This is a genomic window from Lactobacillus sp. wkB8, assembly GCF_000761135.1.
Classification (GTDB): Bacteria; Bacillota; Bacilli; order Lactobacillales; family Lactobacillaceae; genus Lactobacillus; species Lactobacillus helsingborgensis.
In genome coordinates this window covers 825,750-843,036 of sequence record NZ_CP009531.1, presented here as the reverse complement: position 1 = coordinate 843,036, position 17,287 = coordinate 825,750, and the positions used below count along the sequence as shown (strand labels likewise).

Sequence of the window (17,287 nt, the reverse complement as noted above, 5' to 3'; positions counted from 1 at the left end):
CATCTTAATACGTTTTAGTGAACGAGTAACCGACGCTGCAATAGGCGAAAATGAAAATTAAGATGCACGAATGTTAAACTTATACGTAACTATTTTACTCCAAAAACTGTTATCAGATTTTATTGGAGGATTTTATGTCAAGATATACAGGTCCAAGTTGGAAACGTTCTAGAAGATTAGGAATTTCACTTTCAGGTACAGGCAAGGAAATTAGTCGTCGTAACTATGCTCCTGGTCAACATGGTCCCAATTCACGTGGTCGTTTATCAGAATACGGCGAGCAATTGCACGAAAAGCAGAAGCTACGTTGGATGTACGGTTTAAACGAACGTCAATTTAGAACTTTGTTTACACGTGCCGGCAAGATCCGTGAAGGTGAACACGGTACTAACTTCATGGCTTTACTTGAATGCCGCTTAGACAGTCTTGTTTACCGTTTAGGTTTTGCTACTACTAGAGAACAAGCTAGACAATTAGTTAATCACGGTCACATTACTGTTGACGGCAAGCGTGTTGATATTCCATCTTACGAAGTTAAGGTTGGTCAAGCTATTAGCCTCAAGGAAAAGTCAAAGAACTTGCAACAAGTTAAGGATGCACTTGAAGCAGTTGTATCCCGCCCATCTTTTGTTTCATTTGATGATAACAAAATGGAAGGTTCACTTGTTCGTCTCCCAGAACGTGATGAAATGGAACCAGAAATTAACGAAGCTTTAGTTGTTGAATACTACAACAAGTTACTTTAATTTCCACATTTTACAAAACCCCTTTCCTGCTTGGAGAGGGGTTTTTGCTACCCGAAAGGAGAGCTACTGATGACTGAAGATTTAAATACCAGAGTATCGAACGCTGCTCAAGGGATTACCCCGCAAACAAGACCTGATGAACGAAGAAGATTTTTAGGTTCCCTTCGCGAACGAGTTTTAGTTAGAATGACTAATAAAGAAGTACAAGATCCCAAATTAACTAAACTATTCTTATTACACTTTAAAGATTATACAGGGTACAACATACTAATAAATGGCAATTTGCATGATAATTTTGTGGATCAAGTAGAAACTTATTGTAGTAAATACGAGATTGCTTTTACTATTGTTAACAACGAAACTGCTAAAACCGGTCCAGACGACTCAGCCATTTTAGTAGTGGCACCAACCGCAATTAACAAGATGCGGATTGAAATTGATCAGGTATATCCGCCGGAAATGCCTAAAACCCAGCTTAGCAATACTAATCAAAAAAAGGCTGGCTTTTGGCACCGGCTTTTTCACGGAGACAATTAAATGAAGCCATTAGCTTACAGAATGAGACCACAAAATTTAGACGAAGTTGTTGGTCAACAACATTTAATTGGTCCGGGTAAAATTATTCGGCGAATGGTTGAAGCCAGGATGCTGTCATCTATGATACTCTATGGTCCCCCTGGTATCGGCAAAACCAGCATTGCCAGTGCAATTGCCGGTTCAACCAAATATGCTTTTCGCCAGCTGAATGCGGCAACAGATAGTAAAAAGCAGTTAGAACAGGTAGCAGCAGAAGGAAAACTCAGTGGCACAGTTATATTATTATTAGATGAAATTCACCGTTTAGACAAAACTAAACAGGATTTTCTCTTACCATTGCTAGAATCTGGACAAATTATTTTAATTGGTGCAACAACTGAAAATCCGTATATTGCTATTTCTCCTGCTATTCGTTCCCGGTGCCAAATTTTCGAACTTAAGCCTCTTGCTGCAGAAGACATTAGTAAAGCAATTGACCGAGCTTTAACCGATGATAAAAATGGTCTGGGAAAATATCAAGTAAAATTAACACATGATGCTAGAAATCTTTTAGTGCAAAAAGGCAATGGTGATTTACGTGCAACTCTAAACGGACTTGAATTAGCTGTGCGCTCAACAAAGCAAGAGCTGATTGCAGCTGGTAAAACTGAAACCGCAAGCCTGACTATTAACCAAGACGAAATGGCAAATTCGATTCAGATGCGTAGCCAAAACTTTGATGCCAAAGGTGACGGCCACTATGATTTAGTATCTGCTTTTCAAAAGTCAATTCGCGGTTCTGATACTGATGCAGCCTTGCATTATTTGGCGAGATTAATTGAATCAGGTGATCTAGTAGCAATTTGCCGACGTCTAAGCGTGATAGCTTATGAAGATATTGGGCTGGCTAATCCAGCCGCTGTTCAGCATACTCAAGTTGCTATTCAAGCTGCTAAGAATCTCGGATTTCCTGAAGCCAGAATACCTCTAGCTAACGCAGTCATTGAGTTAGCAATATCTCCTAAGAGTAATAGTGCAATTAGTGCGATTGATGCTGCCTTGCAGGATGTCAAAAATAAGGATTATGGCAGCATACCAGCAACCTTAAAGGATGCCCATTATTCCGGAGCCAAAAATTTAGGTCATGGCAAGGGCTATATTTACCCCCACTCTTTTGCAAATGATTGGGTAGCCCAACAATATTTACCAGATAAATTAGTGGGTAAACAGTATTTCCAGCCTAAGGGCAATTCTAAAATTGAAAAGGGCTTAAAAAAGCAGTACGAAACCTTGCATGAATTACAAAAAAATGGTTTAAAGAAAAAATAAACGAATTCAAAAAGTGCCACAACTGTTATTTCTAACAATTGTGACACTTTTATTTTAGTTAAGAAATTGATTATCCTTTGATATTAGCTTTCTTAACAAATTTGTTCTTTGCTACGGTGTAATATTTCTTACCCTTAATCTTAACTGGATTACCATACGTCTTAACGGACTTATGTTTCTTCAGCACTTTCTTACCAACACGACTGCCATACTGATTGTAAATGTATGCGTTGCGCTTTAGTTTAAGTTTCTTAGAGTCGATATTACCTGCGGCAATATACAAACCATCTTCAAGAACATAATAGATCTTCTTATTAACAACTTTTTGAGTCACCACATCAACCGTTGAACCTGCGTTAATGATTAAGCCATTGGCACGAATACCTTTTTGATCATATAGGTATGCGTTATGCATAACTTTCTTATTAACCAGGATGTGTGATTGATCTCCGCTGGCAACTGCAGCTCCTTGTTTTGCTGTTGCACTCTTAAGCAATACATCTTGACTAGCAATATTAGCAGCTTTGATATAACGATTCTTAGCAATAGTGAAGTACTTCTTGCCGCGAATTTTGACGCTGCTGCCATAAGTAGCAATAGCTTTACCGGTCTTCAGTTTACCAGATTTCTTAACTCGCTTGCCATATTGGTCATAAATGTAAGCATTGTGCTTCAGCTTTTGGGTTGTGCTCTTAATGTTGCCAACTGCTACATAGTATTTCTTATCATTATCACCTTTATCAATTAAGACATAATATTGGTCACCGTTAATTGCTTCAATACCGTATGTATCAAGGATTGAACCAGCTCCTAAAGTAATGCCGTTTGCACGTTTGCCATTGCTATCGTAAAGGTAAGCATTGTGCATCAAGACAACTCTTTCAGAGTCTTCATTCTTCTTATCAGTATCCTTATCTTTATCATCAGTCTTATTTGGTTGATTTGGTAATATTCCAGGAGTTTGAGCACCACCGCCATTTTCTACAATGTTAGTGACATGAACATTAGCTTCAGTAGCATCACGATATAGTTGATCAATTCCGAGATTACGTTTTGCCGTAATTATTTCACTAACTGCCGAACTAGCTTCGATACTATTTAGAAGATCGTTGTAATCTTTTTGAATAGTTTGCTTAATCTGAGTCTTAGCAGAAGAATCATAATTATTATCGCTATCAACCCGCTTATTAGCAGCCTTTTGGGCATCTGCTAAAGCACCCTTGGCAATCAGCTTTTCACCTTCAAGTTCGGTTGCTAAGTCTGTAGGCTTGTCTTTGAGTTTTGCTAGCGCGTCTTCATAACTTTGCTGAATGGCACTATCATCAGTATCAGGACCAAACTTCTGCTTCAAATATGTAGTAGCAGCTTCACGAATCTTAGCAAGTCTTTGACTGAGAACTTCCTTATCTTGATTTATGATGTTGTTAACTTCCTGACTGTCAGGAATTGTTTCACCAATTATCTTGTCAATTGCATCCTTACGAGCTTTATCCACACCAGCTGAATCGCTTGCTTGATCAATAGTACCATTCTTATCAATAGCGTTATGAACATCTTTGTCAATTTGGTTCTTGATAGCATCTTTTTCAGCTTGGGTATAGTCAGTACCATCTTTGTGCTTTAATTCATCAACTTTCTTCTTAGCATTTGTGCCAGTATCTTGAACTTCGCCTTTAGCCAATTCCCTTTCGGCTGCTAATTCGTGCTCTTTAACTTCATCAACCGATGCTCCAGTGATGTCCTTATTCGAGTTGAATGCTTTATCTACTTCAGTGGTATCTGCATCACTACCAAACTTATCTTTCAGTCTTGCTACCGCATCATCATGCTTTTTGCTCAATTCTGCTTTGGCATTTGAGATAGCTTGAGCTAAGTCTTTTTCATCATTACCTTTTAAGGCATTAATTTTATCAATAGCGTTTTGCTTAATTCTAGCAACATTGGCAACAGTTTCAGCTGAATCAATATCAACACTTGCCTGTTTTGCTATTTCATCTACCCGATCCTGATTATCTTTACTCAAGCTTGGCTTAGCTGTAGAAGCTGCTTTATTGACTTCATCTTTGGCAGCTACTTTACTGAAGGCTAGTTCAGCTGTTGCTGCCGCAGAATCAAATTGTCTAGAAGCATTGTCAACTGCTGCTGCAACCGCGTCTGCATTAGTAGCACTGTCTATCTTAGTTTCGGCTGCTTTCTTAGCATCCTCAATAGCGGCTAAAGCATTGTCATAATCAGCTTTAGTAGTTGCTTTTTGAGTGTCATTAAGCTTGTTATAAGCTTCATCAACACGGTTTTTAGCTTTAGTTGCTGCCTGGTCAACATTTGTTTTATTATTTGACTTGATAGCAGCTAAGTCATCTTTATCTGATTGATCTGCAGAATTCTTAATACCCTTAATTGCAGTAATCACTTTGTCACGAATGCTATTTACAGAATCAATTGTAGTTGCAGCGTCAATGTCTTTATTAGCTTGGGTAACAAGATCGTCGACCTTGTTCTTATCCTCTTGTTTATTTAAGCCACTCTTGATATCTTCAGCAACTGCTTTAACTGCGTCTTTAGCTGCAGCTTGAGCAAAGGCTAATTCAGCGTCATTTTTAGCTTTGTCAATGTCAGTCTTAGCTTTATCAGAAGCATTATTGACATCTTGCTTGGAAGTAGCTGAATCTATTGCTTTTTCAGCATCAGCTTTAGCCTGATCAATATCTGCTTTAGCTTTGTCATACTTATCTTTAACTTCCTTTTGCTGGTCAAGAGTCAGCTTATTATAATCATCATCAAGTTGTTTCTTAGCATTGTCTGCCGCAGCCTCGACTTTGGTCTTTTCGGTAAGTTTAGAATTTCCTAAATCTGTATCTGTAGCAGTTTTTTCAGCTGTATCAATTGCACTTTCTCCGGCTTTTTCAGCTGCGTCTGCCTTTTCGACAGTTGGCTGTGAACCAACAGTCTCTTTAGCATCATCACGAGCTTTATTGATTGATTCAATAGCCTTTCCTTTATCAGCGTCAGATAAATCAGACTTATTAATCTTGTCAATTGCTGCAGAAGCATGATCATCTAATTTCTTTTGGTCATTTGCAATAGCTGTATCTAAAGCTTTTGCATCCTCAAGAACTTTGCCCATGTTATCGATGCCTTCTTGTTTAGCACTATTAACTTGGTCAGAAGTAGTTGTACCTGCATCTTTAATCTTGTTAACTGCATCTTCGTAGTAACGATCTACTTTATCTTTTAGAGCGGTCTTGTTTTCAGCACTGACATTTTTCAGGGAATCGATGCCATTTTTAACTTCAGTTTGTTTGTTAGTTAAAGCAGTAATTGCATCTTTCTTGTCATTATCAAGCTTAGTAGCAGCAGTTTGATCTGCGTTTGTCTTGACAGTATCAATATCACTGATGGCTTGATTTCTAATATCATTGATCTTTTGCACTGTATCAGCTGTATTTAATTGTGTATTAGCTTCGTTGACAATCCCTTCAACTTTAGCCTTATCACTTTCAAGGCTCAAGCCATTTTCGATCTTATCTGCTTCATTTCTAATATCTTCTTTAGCAACTGCCCTTGCAAAAGCTACTTCAGCCTGAGTGGCTGCTTGATCAAAGGCTGTATTTGCAGTTGAAACAGCTTCAGCCACTGCACCCTTATCTTTTGCTTGCGCAATAGCATCATTTGCTGCTTTTTGTGCATTTTTAATTGCAGCAATAGCTGCATCATGATCTGCTTTAGTCTTGGTTTGTTGCTGCGAACTAAGCTTATTATATGCATCTTCAACGCGTTTTGTAGCGGCTGCAGCAGCTGCATCAACACTTGCCTGACTGTTGTCTTTAGCTTCTTCTAACTTAGCTTGTTCAGCGGTATCTACAGTATTCTTCACCTTATCAATATCATTGATGGCTTGATCTCTGAAGTCATTAACCTTTTGCACTGTATCAGTTGAAGCACTGTCAATATTTGCCACTGCAGTGTCAGCGATATTCTGAACTGTTTCCTGATCTTTTTTGTCTTTCAGATTCTTAATCACATTTGCAGCTTCAGCTTGAACCGCATCTTTAGCAGCTGTTTTTGCAAAAGCTACCTCTGCGGTAGTTGCTGCTGCGTTAATCTTGTTAACTCCATCATTAGCTGCTGAAGTGATAGCATCTTTGCTTGTCGCTGCATTGACTGCATCAATGGCTGCTGTTTGGGCATTTTCAATTGCGGTAAGCGCATTATCATGGTCAAGTTTTGTTGCTGCCTTTTGACTTGAACTTAGTTTTTCATAAGCATCTTCAACTTGTTTCTTAGCAGCTTCTGCGGCATTAGTGATGTTCTGAGTGCTGTCTTTACGAGCCTGCTCTAGCAAAGCCTCATCTACTGCTGATGCAGTATTTTTAACAGCATTAATTGCACTAATAGCATTTTCTTTGATGCTGTTTACTTTGTCTACCGTATCTGTTGCAACATCATCAAAATCGGTATCTGCTTGATCAGAAATGTTTTGAACCTTTTGCTTATCAGCAGCGTTCTTTAACTGACTTTGAGCGTTAGCGGCTTCCTTGTGAACTGCATCTTTAGCTGCCACTTTTGCGAAGTCTACCTCTGCTTTTGTTGCTTCCTGATCAAATTTTTGCTCTGCTGTTGCTGCTATGGCTACCACAGCATCTTTAGTTTCAGCATTTTGAATATCGGCATTTGCTTTTTGAAGTGCATTTTCAATTGCAGTAATTGCATTATCATGAACCTGCTTAGTTTTTTGTTGTTGATCTTTTTCCAGATCATTATAAGCTTTTTCTACTCGGGCCTTAGCTGCGTCTGCTGCACTGTTCACATTACCCCTTTGATTATTCTTAGTTTCTTCTAAGCTTGCTTGTTCATTGCCATTAGCTGCGTCTTTAACAGCATCGATATCATCAATTGCTTTATCCCTAATACTGTTTACCTCTTGCACTGTGTCTGTAGCGCTGTCGTTAAACTGGATATTAGCTTGGTTAACAATACTATCAACCTTGTTTTTATCAGCTTGAGACTTCAGGTCATTCTTAACCTTTGTTGCTTCCTTTTGAACAGCAGCTTTAGCTATAACTTTAGCAAAGGCTACTTCAGCTTTGGTTGCAATATCATTAAACTTAGTCTTAGCATCATCAACTGCCCCTTTAATTTCGTCAGCAGTTTGGGCTTGACCAATTTTGATATTTGCTGTATCGGCGGCATTGTCAATTGCAGTAAGAGCATTTTGGTATGCTTGATAATTATCATTCTTTTGGTCAGAATTAAGATTATTATAAGCATTCTCTACCCGTTTTTTAGCATCAGCAGCAGCACCACTAACATTGGTATTACCATTTTCCTTAGCTTGCTCCAAGGTAGCTTTGTCGACTGCATCGGCGGTTGCTTTAACAGCATTGATGTCGCTGATTGCCTTATCTCTTAATTGATTGACAGTTGTGATATCGGTAGCTTTATCAATAGCAGTATCAGCTTGAGTTGAAATTACATCTACTTGTTTCTTATCAGCATCCTTACTCAAATTACCTTTAACAGTATCTGCCACTTTATGAACAGTATCTTTAGCTGCTACTTTAGCAAATGCTAATTTAGCTTCCGTTTCTGCTTGGGTGAAAGCCTGATCGGCGTCTCCGACAGCTTTACTTACGGCATCCTTGTCCGTTGCTTTTTCTATAGCAACTTGAGCTGCTGTTTGAGCATCGGTAATGGCTTGGATTGCCTTGTCATAATCTGTCTTAGTTGCAGCCTGTTCATCTGCACTAAGAGTATTATATGCATCCTTAATTCTTTGCTTTGCGGCTGTGGCAGCTTGATCGATACTCTGCTTAGAATCATCCTTAACTTTAGCTAAATCCTTCTGCTCATTTTCCTCAGCAGTATCTTTAACGGCATCAATGTCTTTAATAGCTTGAGCTGCAATAGTATTTACATTATCTACGCTTACGGCTGCAGCAAGATCATTTTCAGCCCGTAACACTATATTATCGACTTTAGCTTGGTCAACTTCCTGTTTCAAGCCTTTTTTGACTTTATCAGCTTCAGCTTGGATTGCAGTCTTAGCTGTCACTCTAGCAAATGCCACTTCAGCTATTGTAGCTGCCGTATCAAAGGCAGTAGATGCTGTACCGACCGCTTTAACAATCGCATCAGCATTTGTAGCGGCACTAATCGCATCATCAGCTGTAGTTTGTGCTTGAGTGATGTCAGCCATGGCTTTATTATAATCACTTGCAGCTAAAACTTTTTCGTCTTTTCCGAGTTTGTCATAAGCATCTTGAACACGTTTTTTAGCAGCTTTAACTAAATCATCAACACTAGCCTTATTATTTTCCTTAGTTTGCTCCAGTTCTTTCTGTTCATTGTCATCCGCAGTTGCTTTTATATTACTTATATCATTGATCGCTTTATCTCTAATGCTGTTTACCTTATCTACAGTATCTGCTCCAGTTGCGTCAATATCTTTATCTGCTTGATCAGAAATTTCCTGCACTTTTTTCTTATCATCAGATTTATTTAACTGATCTATGACAGATTTGGCTTTTTCATGAACTGCATCCTTAGCTGCTACCTTGGCGAAAGCTACTTCTGCTTCGTTTGCTGCTGCATCAATCTTATTAATACCCTCATTTGCTGCCTGAGTAATTTCTGCTTTTGAATTTAATGAAGAAATTGCATCGTTAGCAGCTTTTTGCGCACTTGCAATTGCGCTAAGAGCGTCATCATGAGCCTGTTTGGCAACTGCTTGTTCAGTTCCCGTCAGCTTACTATATGCTACTTCAACTCTCTTCTTAGCTGTTTCAGCTGCTTCATTAATATTTGCAGAGCTGTCTTTGCGAGCTTCTTCAACAATTGCTTGATCTACTGCATTTGCCGTGTTTTTAACAGCCTTAATGGCACTAATTGCGCTATCTTTAATGCTGTTTACTTTGGCAACAGTATCTGTCGAATTTTGGTCAATTTCTTTAATAGCATTGTTAGCGATGTTCTGCACAGAAGTCTTATCGTCCTGACCTTTAAGGTCGGCAATAGCACTCTGTTCTTCAGCCTGAATCGCATCTTTAGCAGCTGTTTTCGCAAACGCCACCTCTGCTTTTGTAGCTTCTTGATCAAGTTCCTGCTCAGCTGTTGCTGCTATATTGCTTACCGCATCCTTAGTTTCAGCACTGGCAATATCGCTATTTGCTTTAAGGCGCGTATTTTCAATAGCAGCAAGAGTATCATTGTAGGTCTGCTTTGTTGCATCTTGTTCAGCAGGTGTCAGCTGAGCGTAAACCGTATCGACCCGTGTTTTAGCGTTTGCTGCTGCTTTGTTGACATCACCAGTCCGATTATCCTTAGTTTCTTCCAGACTGGCTTGTTCGCCACCATTAGCTTCAGCTCTAACAGCGTCGATATCTTTAATAGCCTGATCCCTAATACTGGTTACTTTAGCTACAGTATCAGTATTAGTGCTATTAATACTAGTAGTAGCAGTGATAGCAATATTGTCAACCCGATTCTTATCAGAATCAGCCTTTAGGTCTTGTTTAACCTTATTAGCTTCATTCGAAATATCTGCAACAGCTGTTATCTTAGCAAAAGCTACTTCAGCTTTTGTGGCTGCATTATCAAACTGAGTCTTAGCAGTTTTAACTATTTCTGATATTTGATCACTTGACTGTGCCAGTGTAATTTGGTTATTTGCACTATTTGCAGCATTGTCAATCGCATCATGGGCATTTTGGTAAGTCTGGTGATTAGCATTCTTTTGAGATTCATTCAACTTGCTATATGCATCATCGACACGTTTTCTAGCAGCATCAGCAGCTTCCTTAACATTAGCGGTGTTGTTTTTCTTGTTTTCATTTAGCTGTGCTTCTTGAACGGCGTCTGCCACAGCTTTGACACCATTAATATCATTGATAGCCTGATCCCTAAATCTAACCACGTCAGTGATAGTAGTAGCCTTATCAATTTTAGAATTTGCTGTAGTTACTATCTCTTGTACCTTTTGCTGGTTTTCATCATCAAGACCGTTAGTAACAGCATCTGCTGCTGCTTTAACCGCAGTTTTAGCTCCCAATTTTGCAAATGATAGTTCTGCCTTGTTGGCAATATCATTAACTGTAGAAATTCCTGCTGTAGCAGCATTTGTCGCATCATCTACCGTCTTTGCAGCTTGGATGGCCGCATCCGCAGAGTTCTTTGCCTCATTAATATCACTGACAGCTTTATTGTATTCTGACTTAGCCTGCTCTTTTTCAGGTGCACTTAACTCGTTATAAGCATTCTGAACCCGTTGAATTGCTTCAGCTGCCGCTTTATCAATATTAGCTTTATTGACTGTTTGGGAATTGTCAACAGCTGCATCAGCTGTAGCTTTAACATTATCAATATCTTTAATTGCCTGGTCTTTAATGAAGCCAACTTTGGTAACACTATCAGCATTGTTCAAATCAGTTTGAGCCTGGGTTACTATACTATCTACTTTATTAAGATCAACAGTTTGCTTTAAGCCTTTCTTGACTTTGTCCGCTTCACTCTGAACTGCATCTATCGCAGCCACCTTGGCAAAGGCCAATTCGGCGTCAGAAGCTGCTTGTGTAAAGGCTTTATTAGCATTATCAACAGCTGTCGTAATTTCTGAATTAGTTTGTGCGGCAGCTATTGCAGTCTCTGCTACAGTCTTAGCTTTATCAATGGCATTATTAGCTGCGTTATAAGCAGTTTGAACTGCGGTCGTCTTTTGCTCATCAGAAGTGAGCTTATCATAAGCATCTTTGACCCGCTTCTTAGCGGCATCTGCTTGGGCATCAACACTTTCTCTGCTTAATTCTTGTGCTTTTTGAATTGTTTGCTCTGCATTACTTTTGACGTTGTCAATTGCCTTGATTGCATTCTCTTTTATTCTGTTTACGTTATCAACGGTCTCAGCAGCACCAATGTCGGCTTTAGCTTGGTCAACAATTTCATCTACTTTATTTTGATCAGCTGTTTCTTTGAGATTAGGTTTTACCTTTCCAGCTTCAGCTTGTACTGCGTCGTTAGCAGTAATCTTGACAAAGTTTAATTCAGCTGCATCAGCCAGCTTATTAATGTTTGTTGTACCTTCACTAGCTGCGGCAGCAACTTCAGTTTCAGTAGTCGCAGCTGCAATCTTGGCTTCAGCTGTAGTTTGGGCATTCTTAATGGCGGTAACAGCTTGGTCAAAAGCAGCTTTATTAGCTGACTGTTCAGCAGGTGTTAAGTTCTTATAAGCCGCCTCAACGCGAGCAACCGCTGCTTTAGCTGCATCATCAATACTAGTCCTATTCAGCTCTTTTGCCTTTTCAACTTTTTCCTTTGAATTTGAATCAGCGGTGGTTTTGACCTGATCAATATCTTTGATAGCCTGATTTTTAATATTATTAATTGTTGGAATATCGGTAGCTACATCAATTTTGCCATTAGCTGTAGTCACAATGCCATCAACTGTTTGTTGATCAGCTGCACTTAAATTCGGCTTAACCTTAGCAGCTTCATTTGCAATTGCCTCTTTTGCATCGGCTTGGGCAAATGTTACTTCTGTCTTAGTCTCAATAGCAGCAATTGCTTGTGTGCCTTTTTCTGCTGCAGTTATAATGTCTGCCACATTTTGGGCACTCTGAATATTATTTTTAGCAGTTTTTGCAGCTTGGTCAATATCATCTAAAGCTTTCTGTAACGATTCTTGGTAACTAGTTTGGTTAGCCTGTGACAATTTATTGTAAGCATCAGTTATCCGTTTCTTGGCTGCTGTGGCTGCCGTATCAATATTAGCAGTTTGAGTATCCTTGTTAGCCTTGATTTCGGCTTCCTTAACTACATCAGCAGTAGTTTTAACATTGGCAATATCTTTAATTGCCTGATCTTTAATGCTGTTGACCTTGTCGACTGTTGTCGCTTTTTGGAAATCGCTATTAGCTTTTGCTACGATACCATCAACTGTCTGTTGATCAGCTGCACTTAAATTCGGCTTGACACTGTCAGCTTCTTTTTTGACGGCATCAACAGCTGCTATTTTGGCAAAAGCAACTTCAGCTGTGGTTGCCGCATTGTCAAACTTGTCTTTAGCAACGTTAAAGGCATTAACGATTGCATCTTTGGTTGTAGCAGCATTAATTGATTCGTTGGCAGCTGTTTTAGCCTGATTAATAGCTGAAATTGCAGCAGTTTTATCAGCAGCAGCTTTTTCCTGCTGACCAGCTTCTGTTAAACTATTATAAGCTTTATTCACACGCTCAATTGCGCTATCAGCAGCAGCGTTAAGGTTAGCAGTGTTAGAAGTTTTAATAGCTTCAATATTGGCTGCATTTGCGTTGTCTTCAACTGCTTTTATCGCCTTTTCGCCATCATCTTCAGCCTTATCTGCACTTTCAGACGTTAATTGTTTGCCCACATTTATCTTGGCCTCATCACGAGCCTTGTTAATGTCGGTTACTGCTTTTTGCTTGTCTTCCTCAGACATGTCCGTCTTATTGATGCGATCCGCTGCAGCTTGAGCGTAATCATCAAGTTTTTTCTGGTCAAAAGCAATTTCTTTATCCAGTGCTGTAGCTTTGTCCCATACGCTGTCAATGTTTCTAATCCCAGTGTTCTTCTCAATATCTACCTGTTCAAGGCTTGCTGGTGACGGGTTATTAACTTTGTCAACAGCGTCTTGATAGTAAGTTTCAACTTCTTTATTAAATGCAGTTTTAGCTTCAGTACTGATATTCTTTAAATTAGCGATGTTATCTTCAACAGTTGCCTTTTCAGCTGCTAATTCTTTCAAAGCGTCTTCTTTAGCAGTCTTTAAGTCACTTACAGCTTTATCAATAAGTTGTTGTGCCTTAGCATCTGTTAAAGCTTGATCAATGTCTGCTACACCCTTAGCTTGCGCTTTAGTGATTTCATCAAAACTTTCACAGTCATCAATAGCTTTCTTTGCGGCATCGTATGCTTTTTGAGCTTGATCTTGATATATCTTAACGTTGTCCTGGGTTAAACCACTGTTTGCTAAATCAGCAATTTGGTTAACTACACCAGGCATCCCGGAAGTACCATTACCATTAAGCTCATTCTCAAGTGCTTGTTTGGCAGCTTCTTTGGCTGAAGCTAATTTATCTTGCTCTGCTGATTCTTCATTAGCAATTTGCAAAGCTTTATTCACAAGGTCAAGAGCCGCTCCTTTACGTCTATTGACTTCGGCAATTGTATCTGCACCATAAACTGTTGTGTCTTTATTAGATTCAGTGACTGAATCTGCCATTGCCAATGCTTTAGCCAACTCATCTTCAAAAGTCTTTGATTGACTTTCTTTTAAATTAGTTGGCTTCTTGCTTTCGGCGTCTTTTACCGCATTTCTGATCGTAGTAGCAGCGTCGTCTTGAGCTTCTGATAAAGTAAGGATATCTATACTCTTAACTATCGGACGAGAACCTACTGCGACAACTTCTGGACTGTATTCAACGAAATTGGCGTTAGGTGTTATTTCAACCTTATCGCCCTTATTCATATTTAGGGTAATATCAGCAGGTATTGTTACTGCAAAAGTACCGTCTGGATTAATTGCAGAGGTAAAGACAGTTGGCAATTCTGAAACCCGGTCAATAATATTGCCACGGTATGTGTCATTAGTATCGGCATAAGGCTTCAGATTTTTATCTTCCTGAATAACCTTGTTATATTTAGCATTGCTGCTAACGTATCTAATAATTACATAACCCTTTGTACCCTTAGGGAAGTACTTATAAAAGGCATTATCATTACTTGGACCATCTTCTGCTTCGGTGTAATTCTTGACCTTGCCTTTGATAGTTCTAGAACCATCATTATTCTTGATAACTTGTAAATTATCATCATCAATATCCAAGAATCCACTTGGGTTAGCAGGAACAAATGTCACGTTATTATAGCTGTCAGAATCTGAACTGCTGAGAGCGTTTTCTAAAGCATTTTTGATAATATCATCTAATCTATTAGATTCTGGATCCTTAACAGCAGCTTCAGCAGCAGTTAAGAAAGAACCAAATTTTCTGTCATTAATAATATCTTTAATGGCAGGATCGTTCTTAATTTCATCTAACTGTTCTTGAGTTAACGTCTTATTGCCATCAAGCATTTCAAGAGTATTTACAGAAATACCCTTAGCTGATTTCTGCAGCTGTAAAACATGGAAAGGTGGCAATGTGAATCTGCTGCCAGAGTTAGTTTGCAGCTGCTGGCGAACATTAGTAATTGTGATCTTGTTATTGCCAATAATGCTGGTTGCAGTGTTTTTATTATTATGAGAATCCAAAATAAATGATGTCGGGTTGTTAATTTTTAAAGTTCCACCTTGAACATCAAGTAGTTTAATTGCTCCTGTGCCTGGATCATCGCCTAATCTGATATTAAAGGCACCATTTTCAACATCAGCAGAGCCAGTAACATAAACTAGTGTGCCTGAGTAATCACCCATGTTACTACCCAGAATATTTAATTCGCCATTAGGACTAATGTTCAAATTACCGTTATCATAAAATAGATTTCCTGAAGCAGCGTCAGTAATATTACCATTCGTATTAATATTGACTTGGCCATTCTGTAAAATGTTAAATGTTGAACCAGAATCTTTTAAATAAACAGCCCTGGCTTTACCGGCATCTCTTGTGCCCTTATAAGGTCTCACTTTATTTAGGCCAATATTAATATTCAAGACGCCACCAACTTGAACAATTCCGCCGCTTTCCATGTAAATGGCGCTAAAAGGTTTGCCCCCCTCACCAGTGCTTCTGTTTTCATCAAAGTCTTGCACGGGATTAAGTGTTACGGTTGCACCTCTGTTAATTTTAACAGTGTTAGTCTTACTCTTCATTTCGATTATAGTGCCACCGTACGTTGAACCGACAAATTCACCATCCAAGAATTCTATGCTGTCATTTTCATTTCCATTAGTAAACTCAAACATTTGTTGATCACTATGGTTGGGCCATTTTGCGGTATGAACATCATTATTTCCGGTAAAAAAGATATGAGTATTGCTACCAGCATAGATTAATTGCGACCCTTCAAACGAGCAGTCCTTAAACATAATGTTGGCATGATAATTATCACTTACATATTCGGTATCCCAAACACCGTAATAGTCCCCACTGCGCATATTAAGACTTTGATAAGTAATATCTGCATTTGTACCACGGCTTTGTCTAGGTGAATAGCCAGTGAAATCAAGTTTATATTTGGCATCTCCGTTTGATCTAATTAAGAGAGTACGCCCAGGAACATTAAATCTATTATTGCCATTATTAGGATCTGCGCTAACATCATTCATTAAAATAATTTCAGTGATATTTATATTGTTAAGCGCATCTTGAAAATCTTTCCAGTTATAAACCTGATAAGAAAAACCATCGCCAGCATCCTTGACTAATGGATTTTTATTTTTAGCAGGCGCAATTTTATCCGTGCTGTTATTTTGCTCATCATTATTGCTAGTATCATCACCCGGCTTAATCACATTTGCCTGTGAATCTTCTGGCAATTTGCCATCACTGGCTGTGTTGTCTCCTGAGGTAATATCAGTGTTAGTGTCTTTACCAGTTGAATCAGTTTTTCCCGGTGTGACTGCATTTGCATCATTTGCCTCAGTATCTGGCTGCTTAACAGCAGTAGATTGATCGGATTCTTTACTATCTTTCTTTGTCTGCTCTTTTGTGGTTTTTGTCTTGCTGACAGATTTCGAGTCTTCATCACTACTCTTCAAAAATGAAGATAAGCCTGAAAAAGTAGATAATTTTGGCTCTTTTTCGGTCTTTTTGGTTTGTCTATCATCCTGAGTTGATTGAGAAGCAGCCTTATTATTTTCTGTTGCAGCATTACTCAAATCAGACTCGGATGACTTGGTTTCAGTTTTTCTATCGACTTGTTGGGTTGATAGATCAGTATCGGCTTTAACCGTTTGACTACCCAAACCCAGAAAAGTGAATCCTAACAAAACAGAAGCGGCACCGATCGTCAATTTGCGAATTGAAAAGCGGTCTTGCTTTTGTTGCATTTCCATTTTTCTTAGTCGTTCTTTAAAGTTATTTTTCCCTAACATAAGTTGTCCTTCCTTGAATTAAAAATACACTTTGAATTTTATAACTAGCGTTATTCATTGTCAATATAGTATTTAGCAATAGATGTTAAGCTATAAATAACCGTTATTTTTAAAAAATACTAATTCTGATTAAAAATAACTTTATTATTTTTATGAATTACTATTTTACTGCATTTTAAGCCAATTAAATAAAAATAACTAAAAGTGATTAAAGGAAAAACTATTTTGCAAATTAGTTTAAAAATGTTTTTTATTACATTTGTGATACAAATTTATCTAGTATGTTTTTGTATATTAAATAACATATACAAATTATTTTTAGTTATAACTTATTTAATAATTAATTTTAACTATGTTATTTAAACTAGTAGTAAAATTTTGCACACAAAAATACTCCCAAATCTAGCCAAAATTTGGGAGTAATATCATTTAAATAAACTGAAATAACTTCTTTAAATAGGTAATTTTGCGACTTGATCACTTCGTTAACAGACACGAAATGATGGCTGTTTAAGTTTTACTCTGACTGGTCATCAAAATAATTTTCGCTTAATTCTAACTCTTGAAGTGCTAACTTTAGTCTGGAAATGTAACTTCTTTTGTTATGATTATTTTGTCGGCATTAAAACTATAGCAAATCAACAGTCACATG

4 protein-coding genes are annotated in these 17,287 nt (G+C 38.3%); 3 read left to right on the top strand and 1 reads right to left on the bottom strand.

From position 1 onward, the window contains the following. Positions 1 to 134 precede the first annotated feature (134 nt). The 3 genes from rpsD (at position 135) to LACWKB8_RS03935 (ending at position 2,591) form a co-directional block, all read left to right on the top strand. Entirely contained in the window at positions 135 to 746 is a 612-nt protein-coding gene (gene rpsD / locus LACWKB8_RS03945; protein ID WP_038522281.1) for a 30S ribosomal protein S4, read from the top strand. Positions 747 to 815: 69 nt separating this feature from the next. Continuing rightward, a complete protein-coding gene (locus LACWKB8_RS03940; RefSeq protein ID WP_038522278.1) occupies positions 816 to 1,283 on the top strand; it encodes a YueI family protein in 468 nt (155 codons plus the stop codon). Next, positions 1,284 to 2,591: a replication-associated recombination protein A gene (locus LACWKB8_RS03935; RefSeq protein ID WP_038522275.1), complete on the top strand. Its 1,308-nt coding sequence runs from the start codon at positions 1,284 to 1,286 to the stop codon at positions 2,589 to 2,591. 70 nt (positions 2,592 to 2,661) lie between these two features. On the opposite strand, the gene LACWKB8_RS03930 is transcribed toward LACWKB8_RS03935, so the two are convergent. Continuing rightward, on the bottom strand, positions 2,662 to 16,635 hold the full coding sequence (locus LACWKB8_RS03930) for an SLAP domain-containing protein (protein ID WP_038522273.1): 13,974 nt from the start codon (positions 16,633 to 16,635) through the stop codon (positions 2,662 to 2,664). Between the last annotated feature and the right edge of the window lie 652 nt (positions 16,636 to 17,287).

Coding starts and splice junctions, on each gene's coding strand:
- LACWKB8_RS03935 (WP_038522275.1), top strand. CDS start 1,284: ATGAAGCCATTAGCTTACAGAATGAGACCACAAAATTTAGACGAAGTT.
- LACWKB8_RS03940 (WP_038522278.1), top strand. CDS start 816: ATGACTGAAGATTTAAATACCAGAGTATCGAACGCTGCTCAAGGGATT.
- rpsD (WP_038522281.1), top strand. CDS start 135: ATGTCAAGATATACAGGTCCAAGTTGGAAACGTTCTAGAAGATTAGGA.
- LACWKB8_RS03930 (WP_038522273.1), bottom strand. CDS start 16,635: ATGTTAGGGAAAAATAACTTTAAAGAACGACTAAGAAAAATGGAAATG.